Below are 23,066 nucleotides of genomic sequence, written 5' to 3' on the forward strand. Positions count from 1 at the left end.
TTGTGCTGGAGGTAGTCGTTCCACAGCACCTCGGCGATGTCGGCCATGCCCATGGGGGCGCCGGGGTGGCCGGAGTTGGCCTTCTGGACGGCATCCATGGACAGGGCGCGAATGGCATTGGCCAGTTGGAAGCGGGATGGCATGGGAGTGGTCCTCCGTCAGTGGGCGGCGAGGCGGTCGGCGATCAGGCCTTCGAGGCGCTGCTGGTCCTCGGCGAAGCGACGGATGCCCTCGGCCAGCTTGTCGTTGGCCATGGCGTCCTGATTGTGCCCCCAGCGGAACTCCGCTTCGCCGAGCGGCGTCGGCCGCGGGCCGCCGGATTTTTCCATGGCGACGCCAGGTGCCACGTCGCCTGGCGTAGCGGCCAGCTCTTCGAGCAGCGCCGGCGAGATGGTCAGCCGTGGGCAGCCGGCCAGCGCCAGCACCTGGTCGACGGTGCGGAAGCTCGCACCCATCACCACGGTGTCATAGCCGCCCTGGCCGACTCGCTGGCAGACGCCGCGCACGAACTGCACGCCGGGATCGTTCTCGGGGGTGAAATCCTGACCGGTCGCCTGCTTGTACCAGTCGGTGACTCGGCCGACGAACGGCGAGACCAGGAACACGCCGGCATCGAAGCAGGCCTGGGCCTGGGCATCGCTGAACAGCAGGGTCAGGTTGCAGTTGATGCCTTCGCGCTCCAGCACCTTGGCGGCGCGGATGCCCTCCCAGGTGGAGGCCAGCTTGATCAGCACGCGATCCCGCGAGACGCCACGCCGCTCGTAGAGCTCGATCAGCTCGTGGGCCTTGTGGATGCTGGCTTCGGTATCGAAGGACAGCCTGGCGGCGACCTCGGTGGACACCCGGCCAGGCACCACCTGGGCGATCTCGCTGCCCATGGCCACGGCGAGGCGGTCCACGGCGTGTTCGGCCTGGCGATCGCCGCCCTCGGCGCGGATCGTCGCCAGCTCCTCGTCAATCAGCGGCTGGTAATCGGGGAGCTCGAAGGCCTTGAGGATCAGCGAGGGGTTGGTGGTGGCGTCCTGGGGGCGGTAGCGGCGGATGGCGGTCAGGTCACCGGTGTCGGCGACCACCAGGGAATGCTGCTTGAGCGCGTCGAGTCGGGTCGGCATGAGGGCCTCCTGAGGCGTGGTCGTGCAGTGTTGCATTTGTTTTTGATCTTGGTGTGTTCAAATGATTGGGCTTTGAGAAGAATGTGTCAAGCCAGCGGGGCGCGGTGAGTGTGATCTTGGGCGCGTCATAGGGCGTGATTTCCGCGTTTTGCTGAGTAATTTACGGATATTTAGGCTTATTTGCCGTATCCAGGGCGTAAGGATGAGGGTTGTCTGGTGATGTTCTTTTGATCCTTGTCTTTACAAATGAACAGCCGATGTTATGTTGATCGACAGGCTCGATCACAAGCGAGGTGCCGCTCGGGCCACGATTTCCCCATCCACAGCGAGGTAGCAGCCATGTCCAGCAACGAGACTTCCCAGCGGATCGCCATCGGTGGCGACGAAGCCGCCTTCCAGCTCAAGGAAACGTTGATCGAGCATCTGCGCGCCCGGGGGTATGCCGTGGAGGATTTCGGCACCTACGATGCAGAACCGATCCTCTACCCCGATGTGGCGGTGACGGTGGCCCAGGCGATCCGCGAGGGGGACTTCGACCGCGGCATCCTGGTATGCGGGACCGGCATCGGCGTGGCGATCGCCGCCAACAAGGTGCCGGGCATTCGGGCCGCCCAGGCGCATGACACCTATTCCGCGGCCAAGGCCAGGACCAGCAACGATGCCCAGATCGTCACCCTGGGCGCGCGCGTGGTAGGTCCGGAGCTGGCCAAGAGCATCGTCGATGCCTTCCTGGCCAACGACTTCCCCGGTGGGCCGTCGGCCGCCAAGCTGGCACGGATCAGCGACTACGAGAGCGGCCTGGAGCGTCCCCGGCTGTAAGGCAGGCTGTCGCCCGTGACCGTTCGAGCGGCCGCGGGGGAAGGCGGGGCAGGCGGCGGTCGATGTGCTATCGTGTGGCGCGCTTCGCCACGCCATTCGACCACCAGGGACGCGGGATGAACGATCGCCAGGACAACGCCGACATCGATCTGATGACCGAGATCGCCACCCTCTACTACGTGGAGGGCGAGACGCAGGAGGTCATCGCCAAGCGCCTGGGCATCTCGCGGGTGCGCGTCGGGCGCTTGCTGAAGCGGGCGCAGGCGGAGGGTATCGTCGACGTGCGGGTGCGTCAGCATCCCGCCGTGAGCGCCGAGATCGAGCAGGAACTCAAGCGGCGTTTCGGCCTCAAGCGGGCGCTGATTGCCCTGGACAACGGAGACGTGGACGTCCAGCGCGCCTCGGTAGCCAGCCTGGTGGCCGACCACCTGTCGCGGCGCCTGGAGGAGGGCAGCATCGTGGCGGTGGGCATGGGGCGCAACGTCGGCGCGGTGGCCGACAACGCCTTCGACCACGGCGAGCGCCAGTGCTCCTTCGTCTGTGCCATCGGTGGCTCGCTGCGTGCCGGCGAGTACATGAACCCGGACCACATCTGCCGGCGGCTGGCGCTGAAATACGGCGGCGACAGCGAGACCCTCTATGCCCCCGCGCTGGTACAGAATGCGGAATTGCGCGACGCCCTCTACGACAACCCCACCGTCCGCCAGACCCTCGATCGGGCCCGTCGCGCCGATGTCGCGCTGATCGGCGTCGGCGACGTCAGCGAGGACAGCAACATGGTGCGCATGGGCTGGTTCTCGCCCCAGGAGATCGCCGAGGCCCGCCTGGCCGGCACCGTGGGCGACATGATGGGCTACGACTTCATCGACATCCACGGCCGGCCATCGGCCACGCCGATGCAGGGGCGGGTGGTCGGCCTGAACATCGCCGATCTGGCCCGTATTCCGGATGTCATCGCCATCGCCAGCGAGAACACCAAGGCGGTGGGCATCCTCGGCGCCCTGCGTACCGGGGTGATCGACACCCTGGCCACCAGCGCCACCAACGCCCACACGATCATTCGCCTCGACGAGGCCACGGCTGCGGAACAGTGAGGTTCCGGGCCGGCACGATGGCCCCGGACATATCGGCCCTCCGAGCCTACAGCGTCATCCACGGCGTGGCCCGGCGATCATCGAACTGCTTCACCTCAAAGGGCGCCTGCTGGGGGCCGGGCATGCCCGGCGTGCCGACCGGCATGCCGGCCAGGCCGATGCCGTCGATGTCGGGGCGCTCCTCCAGCAGGCGGTCGATGGCGGCGAAGGGCACGTGGCCCTCGATCACGTAGCCCTCGAGCTCGATGGTGTGGCAGGCGCCCTCGCCGTAGGGCACGCCGGCGGCCTGCTTGACGCCGCCCAGGTCGTGGGTCTCGACCACCTCGACGTCGACGCCGCGCTCCGCCAGCTGGCGGGCATAGGCGCTGCAGCAGCCGCAGGACGGGCTCTTGTAGAGGCGGGCCTCGAGGGCCTCGGCCTGGGCGGTGCCGGTCAGGGTGAGCAGGGCGGTGGTCAACCACAGGGCGGTCGGGCGGGACATGGGCGTTCTCCTGTCGAGCGAGTCATGGCGCCGCTCGCGGGGAGGCGGACGACGCCGTCGGGTTCGATCTATACCAGCTCCGGGGCGCCCAGAAAAGCTGTGTGCAGCACACAAGTTGTTGTTGTACATCGCCTTATTGGCCATTGGCCCGGCGGCCGTTGAGAGTGGCGATGAGCCGCCGTCCGCCGCCCTGATCCCGATGTTCGCCGAGCCAGATACCCTGCCAGGTGCCCAGTGCCAGTCGGCCGTCGCGCACCGCCAGGGTCAGCTGGGTGCCGAGCAGGCTGGCCGCCACGTGGGCGGGCATGTCGTCCGGGCCCTCCAGGGTGTGGCGGAAGTAGGGCAGGTCGCCGGGCACCAAGTCGCGCAGGAAGGCGTCCAGGTCGTGGCGCACGTCCGGGTCGGCGTTTTCGTTGAGGGTCAGCGAGGCCGAGGTATGTAGGAGTTGCAGGTGCAGCAGGCCGACGTCGAGCTCCCTCAGGACGGGGAGGGTGCGAGTGATCTCGTCGGTGATCAGATGGAAACCCCGTTCGCGCGGTGCAAGCCGGATCTCCTGCTGGTCCCAGGTCATGGTGGTCTCCCTTGGTGTGGCGGTCGCCCAGCATAGGCGAGGATGGGCTGCGACGACACCCGGACTTGTCTTCACTCCCGACTTGGCTTCACTCCCGGTAGCGCAGGCGGTCGATCACCAGCCTCAGCGCTGAGCTGACCTGGCGCCGGCCCGAGTAGAACAGATGGTAGCCATCGAAGGGCGGGCACCAGTCCGCCAGCACTCGCTGCAGGGTGCCGGCTTCGATGTCCCGGATCACCTCGGGCTCGGTCACGAAGGCGATGCCGTGGCCCGCCCTGGCGGCGTCGATGCAGACATCGCTCTCGCTGAAGATGAAGGGGCCCGAGACCTTCTTCACGAGCTCTTGCTCGCCCTTCTCGAATTCCCACTCGTAGGCGGGCGCGTGTGGGTGAAAGCGCAGCGACAGGCAATCGTGTTCATCAAGGTCGTTCGGGTGATGGGGCACGCCCTGCGCCTCGAAATAGCTCGGCGTGGCAACCGCCGCCATGCGCAACGGCGGACCGACCTTGACGGCGATCATGTCCGGGCCGACGAACTCGCCCAGCCGTACGCCGGCGTCGAAGCGGTCGCCGGCCAGGTCGGACAAGTGAGGGTCGAGATTGAGCTCGATCTCCACTTCCGGATAGTCGCGCACGAGCTGTGACAATATCGGCATCAGCACCGTCTGAGCGGCCGGTTTGCTCGCGGTGAGGCGGACCCGGCCGCTGGGAGCGTCGCCGAGATGGCGCAGCTCTTCGATACGCCCTTCAATCTGGCCGAAGCCGGGGCGCAGCGTCGCCAGCAGCTTTTCGCCGGCGTCCGTGGTCGAGACGTGCCGCGACGAGCGGTGGAGCAGCTTCAGGCCGATCGAGGCCTCCAGCCGACGCACCGTATGGCTGACGGCCGACTGTGAAAGGCCCAGCCGCACCGCGGCGCGGGTGAAGCTGCGTTCCTCCGCGACGTGCATGAAAACGGTCAGGTCGCCCAACGTCTCGCGCTTCATCGATGATTCCCATGGCATGAACGGTGAGTGTATCCTGCCAAATCCCCTCCATCATCCTTCCATTCATGTATCACATTCATGGTTGCCATGAGCCGGCGGCGATTGTTGTCGATGTGGTCGAGCGGTAGCGTAGCGCACCTCGCCGCGGGCAATGCCCGCATCGAACCGCATCCAGCAAGCCGAGGAATCGCCCATGACCGCTAGGTCCACGATCCTGGCGTCCGAGCAGAAGACCGTTGCCTGGGGCGCCGTATTCTCCATGTCCCTGTGCGTCGCCATGCTGATCGCCGCTGAATTCATGCCCGTCAGCCTGCTGACACCCATCGCCGACGGCCTGGGCGCCACCGAGGGCCAGACCGGCCAGGCGGTGTCCATCAGCGGCTTCTTCGCCGTGGCGGCGAGCCTGCTGATGACCACCCTGGCGGGGCGTCTCAACCGCAAGTGGGTACTGCTCACCATCACCACCCTGATGCTGGTGTCGCTGGCGCTGATGGCATCCGCACCGAGCTTCGCCGTGCTGATGCTGTCGCGGGCGCTGCTGGGGGTCTGCATTGGAGGCTTCTGGTCGCTGGCGACGGCAGTGATCATGCGCCTGGTGGAAGTCGAGCACGTCTCCCGGGCGCTGGCGATCATGTATACCGGCCAGGCCATCGCCGCCGCCTTCGCCGCACCGATCGGCAGCTACCTGGGCGGCATCATCGGCTGGCGTGGAGTGTTCTGGGTGCTGGTGCCGATCGTCGCAGTGAATCTGGTCTGGCAGTGGGCGACCCTGCCGTCGCTGCCCGCCAGCCAGCGTCTGACCTTCCGCTCGCTGAAGGGCGTGCTGACGCGCTCCTACTTTGCCCGGGGCATCGTCGCCGCGGTGTTCGGCTTCGCCGGCGCCTTCTCGATGTTCACTTACCTGCGGCCCTTCCTGGAGGGAGTGACCGGGGTGGACGTGACGATGTTGTCGGCACTGTTCCTGGTGCTCGGCTGTGCCGGCTTCCTGGGGACCTGGGCGGGCGGCAAGTTCGCCAGCCAGCGCGTCGTGAGGCTGCTTCAGGCCGTGCCGCTGCTGATGGGGCTCTCGACGCTCGGCCTGCTCGGCTTCGGCCAGCAGCTGGCGGTGGTCGCGGTGCTGCTCGCCATCTGGGGCGCCATGAACACCGTGATGTCGATCGCCTGGATGTCCTGGCTGTCGCAGAACGTGGACGATGCGCCGGAGGCGGCGGGCAGCCTGATCGTCGCCGCCATCCAGGCCGCGATTCTGCTCGGTGCCGCCTTCGGTGGCTGGCTGCTGGACCATCTCGGCATCCAGGCCACCTTCATCGGCAGTGCCGTGCTGTGCGCCGCGTCGCTGCTGCTGATCGGCAGCGGCCGGCGACTGCTCAAGCCCGACTGAAGAGCGGGCGTCTCAGCCGGCGAGGGCTTCGTCGGCCAGGCGCAGGACCGGGCCATCGAGCAGCCGCATGAGGTCGCCGAAATAGCCGGCCGACCGCGCCGGGCGGCTCGGATCGGAGGTGATGGCGACGGCCAGGCCGCGTTCGCGATGTGCGGCGATGACCTGGCCGCCATAGCCCCTGGCCAGGACGTAGCCGCTGTCGCTGATGAACCAGCCATAGCCGTATCCCATGCCCGAATAGGGCGAGTGCGCCCTGGGCTCCAGGGAGGCCTGGATCCAGTCGGTGGGGATCACCTGCTGGCCATCGAAGTGGCCGCCATCGCGGATCAGTCGGGCCAGCGACAGCATCGCGCGGGGTGTCAGCGCCATCTCGTTGCCGCCGAGATAGTAGCCTTGGGGGTCGCGGACCCAGGGCGGGATATCGAACCCCATCGGTGCGCTCAGTCGCCCGCGCGCGAGCTCGAGCAGGCTCTGCCCCGAGGCCTCGGCCAGGGCGACGCCCAGCACATGGGTGGTGCCGGTCGAATAGATCATGCGACCGCCTGGCCTGGCCACCATGGGCTGGGTCAAGGCATCGTCCAGCCAGTCGGATGAGGCCACCCAGGCGCCGTAGCGCTTCCCGGAAGTGCTTTCGAGCCCGGCGCGCAGCGTCACCAGGTCCTCGAGCGTGAAGTCGTCGACGCCCTCGGTGGCGTTCGGCGGCACGATCGCGGGGGCGACGTCGATCAGCCGACTGGCGACCGACGGGATCTCGCCCGTGTCGATGCAGCTGCCCAACAGCAGTGCCACCAGGCTCTTCGAGCAGGACTTGATGTTGGCCAGTGCGTCCAGGCCGGGGACTCTCGGCGCCTCGGCGATGATCAGCCGGTCGCCGAGCTGCACCTGGATCGAATGCAGCTGGTCGAGCCTGTTCAAGGCCTGGTCGAGGTCGAGGCCGGCGCCTTGTTGCGCGAACGCCGTCGCGGTGTTGGGCCCCGTCAGCGGCGTGGCGAGACTCGCAAGGGCCAGCCTGGTGAAGGCGCGGCGAGTGATCATGAGCTGCGATTCCGTTGCTTTGGCCGTCGAAGAGAGACGCCGGACCGAGACCGGCAGGACTTCAGAGTAGATCGCGGATTCCCGGCCGGGGTCCTGCCTCGGAGGCTCGCCCCTGGCGTTGCACCCATCGTCTCGGTTAGGCGTCCATGCCGTGGTGTGGTCAATCGCCTTCCGTTGCCTGCTCTTCGGCGAACAGCGCGGCGCGAAAGTAGTCGCCGATCCGATCATGGGTTTTCGCATACCAGGCCTCGTCCTTGGTGATCGCGCCCTCGGCGTTGAGCGGGTGGGTGGGGATGTGCAGGCGCATGTCGATGCCGCTGTCGGCGTGGGTGGTGATGCGCTCGGTCGCGCTGTGTCGTGACGGGCCGTAGGGAATGAATCGGGTCAGCGCGGCCTGGCGCTCGGTGGCGGTGGCGAAGCGGATAAAGCGGCGCGCTGCCTCGGGGTGTGGGGCGTGGCGTGGAATCGCCCATACCTCGTGCTCCTGGACCTGACCGTCCCAGAGGATGGCGATCGGTGCGTCGCGGTTGATCATGGCGTCGAAGAAGCGCCCGTTGTAGCCCGAGGCCATCACCACTTCGCCGTCGATCAGCAGCTCCGCGGGCGTGCTGCCGGTCTCCCACCAGCGCAGGTCCTCGAGGCCGGCCAACCTCGACAGGGCCAGCGACAGGCCGCGGCGGGTGCTGAGCAGCCGGTACAGCTCCTCCCGCGGCACGTTGTAGGAAAGCAGCGCCCACTCCAGGTTCACTGACGGGGTGCGCTGCAGTGCCCGAGGGCCGGGGAAGCGGCGCTGGTCGAAGAGGTCGGCGATCTCGGTGGGGCGCCGGCCGGGGAAGGCGTCGGTGCGATAGGCGACCACGGTGGCGAATACCGAGTGGGTGATGCTGCAGGCTCCGAAGGCGCCTTGGATGAAGTCATGCTCGGCGGGCGTGCCGTCCGGCGCCGGCGCGACGATATCCGGCGATAGTGGCTCGAGCAGACCCTCCGCGCAGGCGGCCATGGCCTCGCTGCGGGTCATGTCGATCACGTCCCAGGGCACTTTATCCTCTTGTACCGCGCGGCGCAGCGCCGTCAGTCCGCCGTCGTAACGCTCTACCTTGACCGGAACCCCGGTGGCCTCGATGAAAGGCGTGAACAGGGCGCGGCGCTGGGCACGCTCGTACGAGCCGCCCCAGCTCAGCACCGTCAGCGGTTCGGCCCTTGGCTCGGCGTTCGGAGGGCTCTGGGCAGAGGTCGTCGCGCTCGCCAGTGGTACCAGTAGCGTCAGTGATAACGCGATCCGGGCGAGGGCGCCTTTGGGTCGTCTAGCCAGTACCATGTTCCTCCCGCCTGAGTTCATCGCTGTAGCGCAGGAAGGCCCGGGCGATGCTGGCCTCGAAAACCACGCCGTGGAAGACATCGTGCTCGTCGACCACGGCGATGGCTTCGCCGGTGACCTCTTGCAGATGGCGCATGGCCATCCACACCGAGGTCTCCGGCCCCAGCACCGGGCGCGGTGTAGTGGGGCACTCGGCAATCGGTGTCGTCCCTTGGCCGGCTTCGCGCATCACCTCCAGGTTGGCCAGGGTGAGGCTGCCAAGGTAGTGCCCTTTGTCGTCCACCCGATAGGCCTCGCCGTGGCCCGCCTGGCCCAGCGCCCTGACGGCCTCGTCGACCGATGTCTCGGGGCGCAGGGTCACGCCCTCCTGGCTCAGCAGGTCGCCCAGTCGCGCGTCCTCCAGCACCGCCCGGCTGCGCCCCGAGGACAGGTCCAGGCCCCGGGCCGTGAGTTGGATGTCGAACAGCGAGCGGCCGAACAGCTGGGCGGCGATGGGGCTCGCCAGGGTCACGCTGGCCAGCGCCGCGGTGGTCAGCGCATAGCTGCCGGTGAGCTCGAAGACGATCAGCAGGCTGGTCAGGGGCGCGCCGATCACCGGCGCGGTGACCGCCACCATGCCGCAGATGGCATAGAAAACGAAGGTGTCCTGGGCGCCGCCGGCCATCGCCACCAGGGTGCCGCACAGGGCCCCGAACAGGGTGCCGATCACCAGCGCCGGGCTGAACACCCCGCCGCCGAAGCCCATCCCCAGGCACAGCGCGGTGGCGGCCAGCTTGAGCGCCATCACCACCACCAGTTCGGTGCCGCCGAAGGCCCCGGCGATGGTGGCGAAGCGCAGCGTCTCCTGACCCATGCCGAGGATATCGGGCACCCAGAGTGCGGTCACGCCGAGCAGCGATCCGGCCAGTGCCGGGCGCAGCGGGGCGGGCAGCGGCAGGCGCTTGGCCAGTCGGCCCACGCCGAGAATGGCATTCATGTAGCCGCCGGCCACCAGCGCGCCCAGCCCACCGATGGCCAGGAACACGGCGAACTCCCAGGGACGAGGAATGGCGAGATCGATCACATGAAACAGCGCGCCGCGGTCCAGTACCTCGCCGGCGATCACATGGCCGACCAGCGCCGCGGCTGCCACCGGGGCGAAGGCGCGCAGGGCATAGTGGCGTAGCACGACCTCATGAGCGAAGACGATGCCGGCCAGCGGGGCGTTGAAGGCGGTGGCGATGGCCGCCGCTACCCCGCAGGCGATGGTGATGTTGTCCTCCGAGCGCCCCAGCCGCAGCAGGCGCGCACCCGCTGAGCCGAGGCTCGCCCCCATGTGCACCAGTGGGCCGTACTGGCCTACCGAGGCGCCGGCGCCCAGCGACACCAGGCCGGAGAGAGCGGAGAGCGCTCCGGCTCGCGGTGGCAGCCGGCCGCGCCGGGTCTGTACGGCGGCGATGGCATCGGCGGGAGTGTGAGGGCGTCCCTCGGGAATGGCGCGGTGCAATTGGCCGACCACCAAGCCGCCGAGGGTCGGCACCAGAACAGTGGCCACCGCCAGCCATTCGGGATGGTCGAACATCATGCGCCCGCGCGGAGAGATCAGCAGCAGGTCGTTGAGCCACAGCACAGCACTGACGAAGCCCACGGCGGCTAGCGCCGCCACGCCGCCGATCACGCCGCCGAGCGCCACCAGTCCCAGAAAGCGCAGCACGCCCCGTGCCCCGCGGCCCTCGACTTTCCCTGTATCCGGCATGGTCATGTAGAAGGTGTAGGTGCTGGGCGATGGAAGATCCACTTTCGACGTCTCACGGAAGCGGCGTGATGCGGTTCGACAACAGGCTGCGCACTACACTCAACGGGACAGGCAACCCGTTAGCGCAGAGAGGTGATCAATGAGCGAGCGCTATCAAGGCGGCTGCTTCTGTGGCGCCGTCCAGTTGGAGGTCGAGGGCAAGCCCGAGGCGATGGGCTATTGCCACTGTGAGTCCTGCCGGCATTGGTCGGCCGGCCCGGTGAATGCCTTTACCCTCTGGAAACCCGATGCGGTGCGGATCACTCAGGGGGAAGAGGCGCTGGAGAGCTACCAGAAGACGTCCGCCAGCCGGCGCCGCTGGTGTCGACGCTGCGGCGGGCACGTGCTGACCGAGCACCCGGGCATGGGGCTGGTCGATGTCTATGCGGCGTTGCTGCCCGGCCTGGCCTTCGCGCCCCAACTGCACGTGCATTACCAGGAATCGGTGCTGCGCATTCCCGATGGGCTGCCCAAGATGAAGGATGTGCCGGCGGAACTCGGCGGTTCGGGAGAGACGCTGGAGGAGTGAGGAGCAAGGGGCGAGGTGCAAGGGGAAAGGAGCGAGGAGAACGGCGCCAGGCGTAGCGTGCGGGGCCCGTTGGGCCCCGCGTCGTGTCGGTTCGATGCGCTTCAATCCATCGAGGTGGCGCCGATGCGGTGAATGCTCAGGTCGGCGCCGTTGAACTCCTCTTCCTGGCTGAGGCGCAGCCCGGAGACCTTGGCCACCAGGCCGTAGACCACCAGGCCGCCGATGACCGCGACCGCCACGCCAGCCAGCGAGCCGATCAGCTGGGCCATCAGGCTGACGCCACCGAGGCCGCCGAGCCCCGCCTGGCCGAAGATGCCCGCGGCGATGCCGCCCCACACGCCGCACACTCCGTGCAGCGGCCACACGCCCAGCACGTCGTCGAGGCGCTCGACGCGTTCCTGCGCCCACTCGAAGAGACACACGAACAGCGCGCCGGCCACGCCGCCGGTGACCAGTGCACCGATCGGGTGCATCAGGTCGGAGCCGGCGCAGACCGCCACCAGGCCGGCCAGCGGGCCGTTATGGATGAAGCCCGGGTCCTTCTTGCCCAGCACCATGGCGACCAGGATGCCGCCGACCATGGCCATCAGGCTGTTGACCGCCACCAGGCCGCTGATGCTGTCCAGCGTCTGGGCCGACATGACGTTGAAGCCGAACCAGCCGATGGTCAGGATCCAGGCGCCCAGCGACAGGAAGGGGATGTTGGAGGGCGCGAAGGCCACTACCTTGCCGCCGCGATAGCGGCCGCGGCGGGCGCCCAGCAGCAGCAGCGCCACCAACGCCACCCAGCCGCCGAAGGCGTGCACCACCACGGAGCCGGCGAAGTCGTGGAAGCCGGCGCCGAAGGTGGCGGCGAGCCAGTCCTGCAGGCCGTAGTTGCCGTTCCAGACGATACCTTCGAAGAAGGGGTAGACCAGCCCGACGATCGCCCCGGCGGCGACCAGCATGGGGTAGAAGCGGGCGCGCTCGGCGATGCCCCCGGAAACGATGGCCGGGATCGCCGCGGCGAAGGTCATCAGGAAGAAGAACTTTACCAGGGCATAGCCGTGGCCGGCGGTCAGTTCCTCGGCGCCGGCGAAGAAGTGGGTGCCGTAGGCGATGTAATAGCCGACGAAGAAGTAGACCAGCGCCGAGACGCCGAAGTCAGTCATGATCTTGACCAGGGCGTTGACCTGGTTCTTGTGGCGCACCGTGCCCACCTCGAGGAAGGCGAAGCCGGCGTGCATGGCCAGCACCATGATGGCGCCGATCAGGATGAATAGCGTGTTGGCGCTCTGGGTCAGGGTCTCGACGGCACTCGTGATATCCACGGGAATGATCTCTCCTGATGCATGGGGAATGGCAAGATTCATCGGAGAGAAGCAATTAGTGTTCCATTCTGGCGCATATTGCGCCATGTCAGTGCTTTCTCGGCACCGTCACGGGGCGAGTGAGCCGCCTCGTGACGAGATTGCACCCCAATGGTGCCATGTTGCGCCACCTTGCACGCTTGGGGTGAATCCCCGTCCCTACACCCGTCGCCGGCCTGGTCGTCATGCGTCCGAGCCGCTGGTGTCGAGCCTGGCGAGCGTTAAAGCGTCTGCCAGGGCGACGAGGGCGGCTCGGATAGCAGCTCGTCGACGATCGTCAGCGCTCGATCTAGGGTCTCGCGGGTCTCGGCCGGGCCCAGGCACAGCCGAATGGCCTGGGGCGCCGGCTCACTGCCCATGCAGAACGGCTCGGGAGTGGAGACCTTGACCCCACGTCGGGCCAGCAGCGCCTGCACCTCGCTGCTGCGTCGTCCCTCCGGCAGGGGCAGCCAGATCAACGACGAGCCCTCGCGGCACAGCGGCGCGTAGGCAGCCAGGCGGTCCAGTGCCAGGCGGCGGCGGGCGGCCAGCTCGTCGATCTGCCAGCGCAGCAGCTCGCGACTGTCGGGATCCTCCATCCAGCGGCAGGCCGCCTCCACCATCAGCGGCGGCACCATCCAGCTCTGGGAGCGCAGGGCCGAGCAGAGGCGCTCCTGCAGCTGCTCCGGCACTGTGAGGCTGCCGATGCGCAGCCCACCGGCCAGTACCTTGGAGGTGCTGAAGATGTGCAGGGTACGCTCCGGGGCCAGGTCGATCAGCGGCGTGCCGCGCTGGGCCTCGGGCAGGTACTGCACGGCATCCTCGATCAGCCAGATGTCGTGTTCGCGGGCCAGGGCCACCAGGCGTTCGCGGCGGGCCTCGCTGAGCCGTGCCCCGGTGGGGTTGTTGAGGTCCGGGGTGGTGTAGAGCAGACGGGGTGGCTGGCGGGCGCACAGCCGGGCCAGGGCCTCCACGTCCAAGCCGTCGGCGTCCATCGGTACCGCCATCGGGCGCAGATGGGCCTGCTGGGCGGCGCAGACGAAGCCGGGGTAGGTGAGGGCATCGGCGGCCACCAGGTCGCCCGGCTGGGCGAGATTGTGCACCAGCAGGTGAATGCCGTGCTGGCCGCCCTGGGTGATCAGCAGGCGCGTGGGGTCGTCGGGCAGGCCGTGGCTGCCCTGCCAGGCGGCGATGCGTGCCCGCTGGGCCTCGCTACCTGCCTCGTGCTGATACTCGGTGGCGGCCTGCAGGGCATCGGGGGACGCGGCGATGCCCTCCAGGGCGCGCTGCAGGCCGCGAGCGCGCAGCGGATGGGGCGGCGGCAGGCTCATGCTGATGTCGATGACGCCGTCACCCGCCGGCTGGCCGGCGCGGAAGAAGGGGACGTGGTCATCCTCGGCCGCTCGACGCACATAGGTGCCGCTGCCGACCCGGGATTCGACCCAGCCGTGGCGTTGGGCCTCGGCGTAGGCGCGAGTGATGGTGCCCACGGTGACGCCCAGACGGTCGGCCAGCTGGCGCTGCGGCGGTAGCTTCTCACCCGGGTTGAGGTCGCCGCTGCCGATCGCCTCGGCCATGGCCTCGGCGATGCGCCGGTAGCGTGGGCCGCCGTCGGCGAGTGTCGGAGTCCAGATTGTCATGGTGACAATAAAACCTTTGACGTCGTAATTGTGCCCATTATGCTCAGAAAAGTCGGCATAAATAAACCCATTCACCAGGATTGTAGGGGTACAATTTAGATGGACACTCTGGCCGCCTTCGGGCCCGCGTCGCTGTTCATGATCTCCATGACCATCACGCCCGGCCCTAACAACGTGATGCTCACCGCCTCCGGCGCCAACTACGGCTTCCGGCGCACCCTGCCGCACTTGCTGGGCATCATGGGCGGCTGCTTCGTACTGTTCTCGGCCATCGCCCTGGGCCTTGGCATGGTCTTCGAGCGTTTCCCGCTGGTGCAGACCCTGCTGCGCGTGGCCGGCAGCCTCTACCTGCTGTACCTGGCCTGGGGCATCGCCACGGCGCCGCCGCCCCGCTTCGGCGATGCCGAGGGGCGCCCCCAGAGCTTCTGGCAGGCGGCGGCCTTCCAGTTCGCCAACCCCAAGGCCTGGGTGATGGGCCTGACGCTGATGGCGAGCTTCCTGCCCGAGGGTGGCAACACCGTCGTCAACGCCCTGGTGCTGGCCGGCTTCGCCGAACTGGTGGCGCTGCCCTGCATCTCGATGTGGGCGGGGTTCGGCATGGCCATCGGCCGCTGGCTCAAGGGGCCGCGCGCCTGGCGGGTGTTCAACGGCAGCATGGGCGCGCTCACCGCAGCCTGCGTGATCTTCATTCTTGGCTGACGGTGGGGCGGCATTGCCTCTCGGCCACTCACTTCTGGAGAGCGACATGAACGCCAAGCTGGTGGACGTATTCAGCGCCGAGCGGCTCAGTGGCAACGGACTAACGATCTTTCCCGAGGCCGAAGGCCTGTCGACGGTGGAAATGCAGGCCCTGACCCGGGAGATGCGTCAGTTCGAGTCGATCTTCGTCTGGCGCGAGGGCGATGCCTTCGCGGCGAGGATCTTCACCCTCGAGGAAGAACTCGACTTCGCCGGGCACCCGCTGCTGGGCCTGGCCTATTATCTACACCAGGCGTTCGGCGACGGCGATCGCCACGAGTGGCGGGTCAGGCTCGGCCGGCGCACGGTCGCGCTGACCAGCGCCTGGCGAGACGGCCGCTTCACGGCGACCATGGCCCAGGGACGACCCGCCTTCCTCAAGACGCTGACGCATGACGAAGTCGGTGAGTTTCACCAGGCCCTGGGCCTGGCGCCCGACGGGCGGCGTCGCTATCCGGCCGAGGTGGTCTCCACCGGCTTGCCCTATCTGATCCTGCCGATGGTCGGCGGCCTGGAGCGGGTCGCCTTCCAGGTCGCCGACCTGTCGTCGCTGCTCGAGGCCCACGGCGCCAAGTTCGTCTATGTGCTCGACGTGGAACGCTTCGAGGGCCGCACCTGGGACAACGCCGGGCGGGTCGAGGATGTGGCGACGGGTAGCGCTGCCGGACCCGCGGCGGCCTACCTGCACAAGCACGGGCTCGCCCGCGGCACGACCCTGTCGATCGCCCAGGGGCGCTTCACCGGGCGGCCGAGCCGCATCGCCGTGGAGCTGGTCATCGAGGGCCTGGAACTCGCGGATGTGCGGGTCAGCGGCGAAGTGGTCGAGGTGGCGGATATCACTTTCGTCGAGTGAGAGCCGGACAGTCGGACAGGTTTTCGGCTGAACGGTCCGGGAGGGTCGCTTGTTATAGCAAGCCTGGCGCCTGCCAGGCTGGAGAAACGCTAGCGTCTTCTCGACTCGAGGCGAGCGAGTCGGTGATGGGGAAGGCGGGCGAGCAGGGTGACCACTACCAGGGAAAACCCGAGTCGAGCCCACAGAATGCCCGACGCATCGGCGCCCATGAGCATTATCAGCAAGGTGTCCTCGATCAGGCTGTGACACAGGCCCAGGAAACTGAGGGTCAACAGCACGTCGCGAGATGTCAGCCGGCCGGAGCGCGTCTCGTGCAGCAGCATTCCGGCGCCATAGCTGAGGCCGAGCGTGATGCCGATCACCGTGATGTTGGCGGCATCAGGACCGATGCCAAGCCAGCGAAGACAGGGGGCGAGCAGGCGATGAATCACCCGCTCGATACCCAGGCGACGCAGGAGCCGCAAGATGGCGATGAGGGCCATGATCACGACGAAGATGGTGGCGAGCGTCTGTAGTTGCTGCCACAGCCATGTGTCCAGGGAAACATCCTGGGGCGCCGACTCCCAGGCGAGGCGATTGACATGCTGTAACCCGTTCCCCAGTGAGTAGGCCAGGTGCAGGCTCCAGGCAAGTAACCAGGCACCCCCCATACGCAGGGTCAGCGTCAGCCACCATGGAATGCCGGCCTTGCGAGCAACGGCACCCTCGACGGGCAGCGAATGGCCGATCGCCATCAGGCTGCCGAGCACCGTTACCTGGGCCACGCTCAGCGACATGTCTCGAGAGACGTCGAGGAAGATCACGACCCCGGTATAGATGTTGGTCAGCAAGGTGGCCGCCCAGACAAGACTGAGTGGTTCGGGAAGTCCCAAGGGAGTCATGACGGGGGCTAGCCACTGCCCGAGTAGCGTGGTCATGCCCAATAGCTCGAGGCATTTCACGATCAGTAGGGCAGGTACCATGATCTTGAGCAGCTCGAGGTAGACGACCTTGGTTTCATCCAGCAGTGAAAGGGCGGTGCGAACGGCGGGTGTCAGGCGTGAGGCGCGCATCTTCGATCCATCGAGGAAGGGGAGGTAATGTCGTGGCCCATACTCTATGGATATCCTGAAAAATCCGCTGTCGTTGTCGGGTGAATCGACATAGTATCTGCCGTTTCACGCCCGAAATAGACAGATTCTTCACCATGGACCGACTGGATTGGCGCCTCCTCGAGTGTATGCAGAATGATGCAAGCCTCACCAACCAGGCCCTGGCCGACAGGGTGGGGCTTTCACCTTCAGCCTGTCTCAAGCGAGTGAGGCGACTGCGCGAGAGCGGTGTGATCGAGCGTGAAATGGCACTGCTGGCGGCGGAGAAAGTCGGCGTAACACTGCATATCGTCGTCGAGGTCACCATGGCCCGGGACGATAAAGCGCTGTATCGGCGGTTCATCGATCGCGTTCAGGCCTCGCCGTCGTCAACCAGTGTTACCAGGTCACCGGTGACGTGGATTTCGTGCTGATCGTGTCGGTGGCAGACATGGACGCCTACGATCGCTTTTGCGACGAGGTGCTGTATGCCGGCGACGGGGTCCACAAGTTCCGGACGTTGATCTCCCGCAAGCGCAACAAGTTCGACGTGCGGTTGCCCCTGCCCAGCTGAGCGTGGGGCGGCTGGGCTGAGCGGGCTTCCGACGAAGGTTGATCGACCGTCCGCGGCCGGCAGCGACTATGCTGGAGGCTGGCGCCAGGGCGTCCGAACGGGCTTGTGACATGGCCGTGTCGGGCTTGGCCATGGCCGCCGTGCCAGGGAACGGCCCCGGGAGCGCTATCGCCATGCAGGTCCAGGTCTCCATCGAGTCTCTCTATCGCCGGCACGCTCCCCGCGTGCGGGCGACGCTGATTCGCCGCCTCGGCGATTTCGATGCCGCCGAGGAGGCCATGCACGACGCCTTCGCCGCGGCCGTCGCCCGCTGGCCGGGGGAAGGTGTGCCCGACGCGCCGGTCGCTTGGCTGATCCGGGTCGGCCATCGCCGCGGCATCGATCAGATCCGGCGTCGCCAGACGGCCCGCCAACATGCCCACCTGCTGGTGCCCGACGAGGGTGAGGGGGAGGAAGCCCGTGACATCGCGGACGACCCTCTGCGGCTGCTGTTCACCTGCTGCCATCCGGCGCTGTCCATGTCCGACCGCCTGGCACTGACCCTGCGCGAGATGGCCGGGCTGACCACCGAGCAGGTCGCCAGTGCGCTGTTGCAGCGCCCGGCCTCGCTGGCCCAGCGCATCGTTCGCGCCAAGCGCCGGTTGCGCAACGCCGGCATTCCCTACGAGGTGCCCGATGCCGCCGAGCTGCCGACACGGCTGCCCGGCGTGCTGGGGGTGATCTACCTGATCTTCAACGAGGGCTATTCGTGCAGCGACGGCGACCGGGTCGTCGACGTGCACCTGGCCGACGAGGCGATCCGCCTGGGCGAGGCCCTCGCCGACCTGCTGCCCCAGGGCGAGGTGTTCGGCCTGCTGGCCCTGATGCGACTCCATCATGCTCGCCGCGAGGCGCGAGAGGACGCGCGAGGCGAGCTGGTGCCACTGGAAGAACAGGATCGCCGCCGTTGGGATGCTCGGCAGATCCAGGCCGGGATGGCCTGGCTGGAGCGGGCCCTGGCGCTGACGCCCACCGATCCCTATACCCTGCAGGCCTCCATTGCTGCGGTGCATGCCCAGGCGGGAAGCGCCGAGGCCACCGACTGGCGGCGTATCGTGATGCTCTACGGAGCCTTGCAGCAGCGCCAGCCTTCCCCGGTCATCGAACTGAATCGCGCGGTGGCCGTGGCGATGCACGATTCGCCCGAGGCCGGCCTGGCACTGCTCGAGGCGCTGGCCGAGCACCATCAACTGGTCGACTACCACCTCTTCCACGCCGCCCGTGCCGATCTGCATCGGCGTGCCGGTCACCGCGAGGCGGCTCGTCATGCCTATGAGCGGGCCTTGGCGCTGACGGTGCAGGAACCCGAGCGGCGCTTCCTGGAGCGTCGCCTGGCGGAGCTGGAAGCCCTCGCCCCTGGCGATGCCGCGCTTCCCCCCTCTGTCGGCGCCGCCCATGGCCGCGGCTCGCCGGCGTAACGAAAAAAAAAATTCGCCGGGCTGTCGATTCGCCTGTTCGCCGCGCGACTCCTGACTATCTCACCGGCGAAGCAACACCGGGCGAGAGGTCCCCACAGGCAGGAGGAACGATGTCATGCGCTACATGCTGATGCGCAAGGCCGACGCGGCCACCGAGGCGGGCGAGCTGCCGAGCCAGGAGCTGCTGAAGGCCATGTCGGACTACAACGAGCGGATGATCCGCGCCGGCGTCTTCGTCACTGGCGACGGTCTGCGTCCCAGCGGGGAGGGCTGCCGGATCGCGTTTCGCGACGGTGAGCCGCGGGTCGTCCAGGGGCCCTTCGCGGCCACCGAGGAGCTGCTGGCGGGCTACAGCGTGCTCGAGGTCGACTCCCTGGAAGAGGCCATCGAGTGGGCCAGGCAGTGGCCCCCGGAGGACGGCGATGGCCACGTCACCCTGGAACTGCGCCGCTACTTTACCATGCAGGACTTCGAGCCCGGCGACGGGCTGGAGCGGCACGTCGCCCAGGCCAGACTGCCCCGTGGGCTTCAGGTGCACCTCAGTTTTGCGGGCAACTGCCGCGAGGCAATGGCCTTCTACGCCGAGGTCACCGGCGGCCACCTGGAGGCGATGCTGACCTTCGGCGAGACTCCGGCCGCCGCCGAGGTGCCGGCCGAGTGGCACGATCGGATCGCCCACGCCTCGCTCAATGTTCGCGGTCATCGCTTGATGGGCGCCGACATGCTGGGCGATTGCTACCAGGCGCCCCAGGGGGCCCAGGTGTTCCTCGACTATGAGGACGTCGACCAGGCGGCGGAGGTGTTCCAACGCCTGGCCGAGGGCGGCCAGGTGCAGATGCCCTTCGAGGCCACCTTCTGGGCCAAGGGCTTCGGCATGGCGACCGACCGCTTCGGCGTGCAGTGGATGGTCGCCACGCCCAGCGAGCAGTGTCCGTGATCCCAGCGTGTCGACGACACAAGGAGGAAGGCATGCAGTACGTCGCCTTGGTGTATTACCAGGAGCAGTTGATCGAGGCTATGTCCGAGCGCGACTGGCACGACCTCAACCAGGAATGTCTGGGCTGCGTCGAGCGCCTGACCGAGCAGGGCCATTTCGTCACCGGCCGGGCGTTGCAGCCGGTGGAAAGCGCCACCAGCGTGCGTCGACGCGACGGCGAGACGCTGGTCTCCGACGGCCCCTTCGCCGAGACCAAGGAGCAGCTGGCCGGCTTCTATCTGCTCGAGGCCCGCGACCTCAACGAGGCGCTGCGCCTGGCCGGGGGCATTCCCCCGGCGCGACTGGGCACCATCGAGGTTCGCCCGGTGCGCGAGCTGCCCCCCAAAGACGAGACGGGAGATCCCTCATGAACTACGTGGATGGTTTCGTGGCTGCCGTGCCTACCGCCAACCGGCAGGCCTTCATCGAACATGCCAGGAAAGCAGCGGAGGTGTTCAAGGAGTATGGTGCCCTCAAGGTGGTGGAATGCTGGGGCGACGACGTCCCGGAAGGCGAGGTGACCTCCTTCACGATGGCGGTGAAGCGCAAGCCCGACGAGAGCGTGGTGTTCTCCTGGGTGCACTGGCCGTCTCGGGAGGTTCGCGACCAGGCCATGGCCCGGATTATGGAGGACCCGCGCCTGTCGCCGGAGGCCAATCCCATGCCCTTCGACGGCAAGCGGCTGATCTATGGGGGCTTCGAGATGGTCGTCGTCGAATAGACGATGTCGTCTATGCATGCCGGCCGGGGCGCGTCGCCGGCCGGTGTCTCTCAAGCCATTTTCTACGATTCAGTGGCAGGCGGGTGCCTGCCGGGAGGACGCGATATGCACCGGATCACGCCTTTCCTGTGGTTCGATGGCCAGGCGGAAGAGGCAGCCCGCTTCTACGTCTCGGTATTCCCCGATTCCCGCATCGAGCGGGTGGTGCACTCGCCGGTCGACACCCCGAGCGTGCCGGCCGGCGAGGTGCTGCTGGTGGAGTTCGTCCTCGATGGGGCGCGTTACCTGGCGATGAACGGCGGGCCCGGCATGCCCTTCACCGAAGCGATCTCGCTGCACATCGACTGCGCCGACCAGGCAGAAGTGGACCACTACTGGAACGCCCTCAGCGAGGGCGGTAGCCCCATCCAGTGCGGCTGGCTCCAGGATCGCTGGGGGCTGCGCTGGCAGGTGGTGCCCGTGCGCATGCACGAGCTGATGCGCGACCCCGATCCCGGGCGGGCCCGGCGCGCCATGGAGGCGATGATGCGGATGGAGAAGTTCGTCATCGCTGACTTGGAGCGCGCCGCGGACGGCGGGTAAGGGCAGGACGCCAGCCCACTTCACTCGCGGGCCGGTCACGCCTCCCCGGAGGCAGGTGGCGTGGCCGGCTCAGGTCCAGGCCGGATCGGCGGTGAACGACACCGTGAACCAGCGGTGCTCGGCGGGAATGCTCAGCCCCGCGGCGATGGCCGCACGGACCTCGTCGAGCTCGGCCACGCCGCGCTCGGCGGCGAAGTCGGGCCGGGTGACGATATGGATCTCGATGAAGTGCCCGCGGCCGGCCTTGGCCACGTGGCTGCTGTATTCCAGCAGGCCGTCGCGCGCCATTACCGGCGCCATAGCGGCGTGCACTTCGCGGTCGACCGCGCTCGGTGCGATCAGGAACACCTCCTTCATGGCCCGGCGCACGATGCCGATCGGCACCGGCAGGAAGGCCAGGGTCAGGATCGCCAGCAGCAGCGAGTCGACGTAGGGCGTGAGATAGGCGTAAGGGGTGCGCTCGAGAATCAGCGCGATCACGAAGGCCACCAGCAGCGCACCGGTGATCAGGCCCGCCATCAGCCAGCCGTGCATGTCGATGCGCACGAACTCGGAGCCGACGTCGCGGTTGAGCCGGCGCTGGTAGGCGGTCATGGAGAAGCACACCGCGGCCACCACCACCGCATAGACGATGGCCACGCCGAAGGCCAGTTCGTGGCCGCCCGCCATCAGCCCCTGGATGGCGTTGAGAAAGGCGTAGAAGCACAGCAGCAGCAGGATCGAGCCGTTGAGCGCCGCCGCCAGCGGCTCCAGGTGCCAGTAGCCGTGCTGGAAGCGCTGGCTGACCTCGCGGGCGATCAGTCGCGTCACCACCAGCGCCAGGGCTGACATGGCCGCATCGATGGTCGAAAAGACCCCGTCGAAGAGGATCGAGCGGGAGCCGGCCAGCAGGCCGAAGGCGACCCCCAGGCTCGAGACCAGCAGGGTCATCATGATGGAGAGCTTGAGCGCGCGCTGTTCGAGGCTGGTGGACATGGACATCTTCCCTGGTGACCGAGCCCTCGAGTCTAGTGCGCGGCATCAGCGGTTGGCCACAGCATTCTGGCCGTGCCTCGCCTGGTGCTCCATGCATGCCCGTGGCTACCGCGAATCCGTCGCTAGACTGTCGTGCCCGGTGCTTGCCGAAAGGTCCTGCGCCTGCTGCATCAGCCAGGCCGAAAAGCGTGCGATGCGAGGATCGGCGTCGGGCGAGTCCCGGGTGAGCAGCACGTAATCGTATCCCGTTGCCACCATGCCCATGGGCGCGATGAGCCTGCCAGACCGCAAGTCATCGTCGACCAGTGGCAGCGGACCGATTGCGGTCCCCAGACGGTCGACCGCCGCCTGGAGGGCGAAGAAGAAGTGATCGAAGAATTGCTCGCTGTCCGGCGACCCCTGATAGCCGCTCTCGCGCTGCCAGTCGCGCCAGGCCTCAGGGCGCGTGCGACTGTGTAGCCACCTGGCACGGGAAAGGTCGCGGCCAATGGCCGTCTCCCAGCAGATGGGCGCGCATACCGGCCCGGCATACTCGGGCCACAGCCGGGTGACCACGTCGCGGTCTGGCAGGGCGAAACTGGTGTGCCGAATCGCGGCGTCGCAGCCGCTTTCCAGCAGGTCGATCGGGCCTCCCGCCAGCCTCAGGTCGATATTGAGATCGGGATTTAGCGTGCGAAATATTCCCAGGCGCGGCATCAGCCAGCGCATGCCCAGGCTCGGTTCGCAGGAAACGGTCAGGATCGGCGAGCTTCCTTCATGTCGGCGCAGCGTTTCGGCCGCGTCGTCCAGACGATCGAGCACATCGCTCGTGACCCGCATCAGCCGCTCTCCCGCCAGGGTGAGATACACCCTGCGGCGCCGCCGGACGAACAGTTGAACGCCCAGGCGCTGTTCGAGTTGGGCCACTGCCCGGCTGATTGCGCCATGGGTCAGGTGCAGTTCCTCGGCGGCGCGCGAGAAGCTTTGATGACGGGCGGCCGCCTCGAATGCCGGCAGTGGGGCCAGCGGGGGCAGCTGTCGTTTTCTGTGACGTTCGCTCACAACGTATCCGAATGA

26 protein-coding genes are annotated in these 23,066 nt (G+C 67.6%); 13 read left to right on the plus strand and 13 right to left on the minus strand.

All coding sequences use genetic code 11. From position 1 onward, the window contains the following. Together ACGTN6_RS16670 and tal are read right to left on the minus strand one after the other, a co-directional pair. On the minus strand, positions 1 to 143 hold a 143-nt coding region (locus ACGTN6_RS16670; RefSeq protein ID WP_394593852.1), incomplete at its 3' end, for a hypothetical protein. Between the two features lie 15 nt (positions 144 to 158). Beyond that, positions 159 to 1,112 (minus strand): transaldolase, encoded by a 954-nt coding sequence (gene tal, locus ACGTN6_RS16675; RefSeq protein WP_394593724.1) that lies wholly within the window; start codon positions 1,110 to 1,112, stop codon positions 159 to 161. A gap of 339 nt (positions 1,113 to 1,451) precedes the next feature. Between tal and rpiB the strand changes: the two genes are divergently transcribed. After that, positions 1,452 to 1,931 carry a ribose 5-phosphate isomerase B gene (gene rpiB, locus ACGTN6_RS16680; protein ID WP_394593725.1) on the plus strand — a complete coding sequence of 160 codons (480 nt, stop codon included), beginning with the start codon at positions 1,452 to 1,454 and terminating at the stop codon, positions 1,929 to 1,931. Between the two features lie 62 nt (positions 1,932 to 1,993). Continuing rightward, entirely contained in the window at positions 1,994 to 3,025 is a 1,032-nt protein-coding gene (locus ACGTN6_RS16685) for a sugar-binding transcriptional regulator (RefSeq protein ID WP_394593727.1), read from the plus strand. 46 nt (positions 3,026 to 3,071) lie between these two features. Here ACGTN6_RS16685 and ACGTN6_RS16690 read toward each other — a convergent pair whose 3' ends face one another. The 3 genes from ACGTN6_RS16690 to ACGTN6_RS16700 form a co-directional block, all read right to left on the minus strand. Continuing rightward, complete coding sequence (locus ACGTN6_RS16690; RefSeq protein WP_394593729.1) at positions 3,072 to 3,506, minus strand: DUF411 domain-containing protein; 435 nt, start codon at positions 3,504 to 3,506, stop codon at positions 3,072 to 3,074. A 133-nt stretch (positions 3,507 to 3,639) separates the two neighbouring features. After that, entirely contained in the window at positions 3,640 to 4,077 is a 438-nt protein-coding gene (locus ACGTN6_RS16695) for a secondary thiamine-phosphate synthase enzyme YjbQ (RefSeq protein WP_394593731.1), read from the minus strand. 88 nt (positions 4,078 to 4,165) lie between these two features. Continuing rightward, positions 4,166 to 5,059, minus strand: a complete 894-nt coding sequence (locus ACGTN6_RS16700) for a LysR family transcriptional regulator (RefSeq protein ID WP_394593733.1) — start codon at positions 5,057 to 5,059, stop codon at positions 4,166 to 4,168. Between the two features lie 193 nt (positions 5,060 to 5,252). Here ACGTN6_RS16700 and ACGTN6_RS16705 point away from each other — a divergent pair, with 193 nt between their 5' ends. Further along, entirely contained in the window at positions 5,253 to 6,440 is a 1,188-nt protein-coding gene (locus ACGTN6_RS16705) for an MFS transporter (protein ID WP_394593735.1), read from the plus strand. A gap of 12 nt (positions 6,441 to 6,452) precedes the next feature. Here ACGTN6_RS16705 and ACGTN6_RS16710 read toward each other — a convergent pair whose 3' ends face one another. From ACGTN6_RS16710 to ACGTN6_RS16720, 3 genes are all read right to left on the minus strand, one after another. Then, positions 6,453 to 7,475, minus strand: coding sequence for a serine hydrolase domain-containing protein (locus ACGTN6_RS16710; protein ID WP_394593737.1), 1,023 nt, complete (start codon positions 7,473 to 7,475; stop codon positions 6,453 to 6,455). A gap of 160 nt (positions 7,476 to 7,635) precedes the next feature. Beyond that, entirely contained in the window at positions 7,636 to 8,793 is a 1,158-nt protein-coding gene (locus tag ACGTN6_RS16715; RefSeq protein WP_394593739.1) for a polyamine ABC transporter substrate-binding protein, read from the minus strand. Next, complete coding sequence (locus ACGTN6_RS16720) at positions 8,780 to 10,570, minus strand: chloride channel protein (RefSeq protein ID WP_394593741.1); 1,791 nt, start codon at positions 10,568 to 10,570, stop codon at positions 8,780 to 8,782. The genes ACGTN6_RS16715 and ACGTN6_RS16720 overlap by 14 nt, the downstream gene beginning before the upstream one ends. A 97-nt stretch (positions 10,571 to 10,667) precedes the next feature. Between ACGTN6_RS16720 and ACGTN6_RS16725 the strand changes: the two genes are divergently transcribed. Then, positions 10,668 to 11,096 carry a GFA family protein gene (locus ACGTN6_RS16725; protein WP_394593743.1) on the plus strand — a complete coding sequence of 143 codons (429 nt, stop codon included), beginning with the start codon at positions 10,668 to 10,670 and terminating at the stop codon, positions 11,094 to 11,096. Between the two features lie 101 nt (positions 11,097 to 11,197). On the opposite strand, the gene ACGTN6_RS16730 is transcribed toward ACGTN6_RS16725, so the two are convergent. Together ACGTN6_RS16730 and ACGTN6_RS16735 are read right to left on the minus strand one after the other, a co-directional pair. Next, positions 11,198 to 12,448 carry an ammonium transporter gene (locus ACGTN6_RS16730; RefSeq protein WP_394593745.1) on the minus strand — a complete coding sequence of 417 codons (1,251 nt, stop codon included), beginning with the start codon at positions 12,446 to 12,448 and terminating at the stop codon, positions 11,198 to 11,200. 218 nt (positions 12,449 to 12,666) lie between these two features. After that, entirely contained in the window at positions 12,667 to 14,064 is a 1,398-nt protein-coding gene (locus tag ACGTN6_RS16735; RefSeq protein ID WP_394593747.1) for an aminotransferase-like domain-containing protein, read from the minus strand. Positions 14,065 to 14,163: 99 nt separating this feature from the next. Here ACGTN6_RS16735 and ACGTN6_RS16740 point away from each other — a divergent pair, with 99 nt between their 5' ends. Then, entirely contained in the window at positions 14,164 to 14,763 is a 600-nt protein-coding gene (locus tag ACGTN6_RS16740) for a LysE family translocator (RefSeq protein WP_394593749.1), read from the plus strand. 46 nt (positions 14,764 to 14,809) lie between these two features. Continuing rightward, positions 14,810 to 15,655, plus strand: coding sequence for a PhzF family phenazine biosynthesis protein (locus ACGTN6_RS16745; RefSeq protein ID WP_394593751.1), 846 nt, complete (start codon positions 14,810 to 14,812; stop codon positions 15,653 to 15,655). Positions 15,656 to 15,744: 89 nt separating this feature from the next. Here the strand turns inward: ACGTN6_RS16745 and ACGTN6_RS16750 are convergent, their stop codons facing one another. Further along, positions 15,745 to 16,707, minus strand: a complete 963-nt coding sequence (locus ACGTN6_RS16750; RefSeq protein ID WP_394593753.1) for a nucleoside recognition domain-containing protein — start codon at positions 16,705 to 16,707, stop codon at positions 15,745 to 15,747. 134 nt (positions 16,708 to 16,841) lie between these two features. On the opposite strand from ACGTN6_RS16750, the gene ACGTN6_RS16755 reads away from it, so the two are divergent. From ACGTN6_RS16755 to ACGTN6_RS16785, 7 genes are all read left to right on the plus strand, one after another. After that, positions 16,842 to 17,159 carry an Lrp/AsnC family transcriptional regulator gene (locus tag ACGTN6_RS16755; RefSeq protein WP_394593755.1) on the plus strand — a complete coding sequence of 106 codons (318 nt, stop codon included), beginning with the start codon at positions 16,842 to 16,844 and terminating at the stop codon, positions 17,157 to 17,159. An 8-nt stretch (positions 17,160 to 17,167) separates the two neighbouring features. Continuing rightward, positions 17,168 to 17,299 carry a hypothetical protein gene (locus ACGTN6_RS16760; RefSeq protein WP_394593854.1) on the plus strand — a complete coding sequence of 44 codons (132 nt, stop codon included), beginning with the start codon at positions 17,168 to 17,170 and terminating at the stop codon, positions 17,297 to 17,299. Positions 17,300 to 17,472: 173 nt separating this feature from the next. Beyond that, positions 17,473 to 18,756, plus strand: coding sequence for an RNA polymerase sigma factor (locus tag ACGTN6_RS16765; protein WP_394593757.1), 1,284 nt, complete (start codon positions 17,473 to 17,475; stop codon positions 18,754 to 18,756). A 115-nt stretch (positions 18,757 to 18,871) separates the two neighbouring features. Beyond that, the gene (locus tag ACGTN6_RS16770) at positions 18,872 to 19,693 is read left to right on the plus strand and encodes a YciI family protein (RefSeq protein WP_394593759.1); all 822 of its coding nucleotides are present in this window, start codon (positions 18,872 to 18,874) and stop codon (positions 19,691 to 19,693) included. 32 nt (positions 19,694 to 19,725) lie between these two features. Then, positions 19,726 to 20,103, plus strand: coding sequence for a YciI family protein (locus ACGTN6_RS16775; protein WP_394593761.1), 378 nt, complete (start codon positions 19,726 to 19,728; stop codon positions 20,101 to 20,103). Then, positions 20,100 to 20,453 (plus strand): DUF1428 domain-containing protein, encoded by a 354-nt coding sequence (locus ACGTN6_RS16780; protein WP_394593763.1) that lies wholly within the window; start codon positions 20,100 to 20,102, stop codon positions 20,451 to 20,453. The genes ACGTN6_RS16775 and ACGTN6_RS16780 overlap by 4 nt, the downstream gene beginning before the upstream one ends. A gap of 105 nt (positions 20,454 to 20,558) precedes the next feature. Further along, entirely contained in the window at positions 20,559 to 21,035 is a 477-nt protein-coding gene (locus tag ACGTN6_RS16785) for a VOC family protein (RefSeq protein WP_394593765.1), read from the plus strand. A 69-nt stretch (positions 21,036 to 21,104) separates the two neighbouring features. On the opposite strand, the gene ACGTN6_RS16790 is transcribed toward ACGTN6_RS16785, so the two are convergent. Together ACGTN6_RS16790 and ACGTN6_RS16795 are read right to left on the minus strand one after the other, a co-directional pair. Then, the gene (locus ACGTN6_RS16790) at positions 21,105 to 22,010 is read right to left on the minus strand and encodes a cation diffusion facilitator family transporter (RefSeq protein WP_394593767.1); all 906 of its coding nucleotides are present in this window, start codon (positions 22,008 to 22,010) and stop codon (positions 21,105 to 21,107) included. A gap of 105 nt (positions 22,011 to 22,115) precedes the next feature. Beyond that, a complete protein-coding gene (locus ACGTN6_RS16795; protein WP_394593769.1) occupies positions 22,116 to 23,051 on the minus strand; it encodes a LysR substrate-binding domain-containing protein in 936 nt (311 codons plus the stop codon). Positions 23,052 to 23,066 lie beyond the last annotated feature (15 nt).

The organism is Halomonas sp. B23F22_20 (genome assembly GCF_043496985.1).
In the GTDB taxonomy this organism is placed as follows: domain Bacteria; phylum Pseudomonadota; class Gammaproteobacteria; order Pseudomonadales; family Halomonadaceae; genus Halomonas.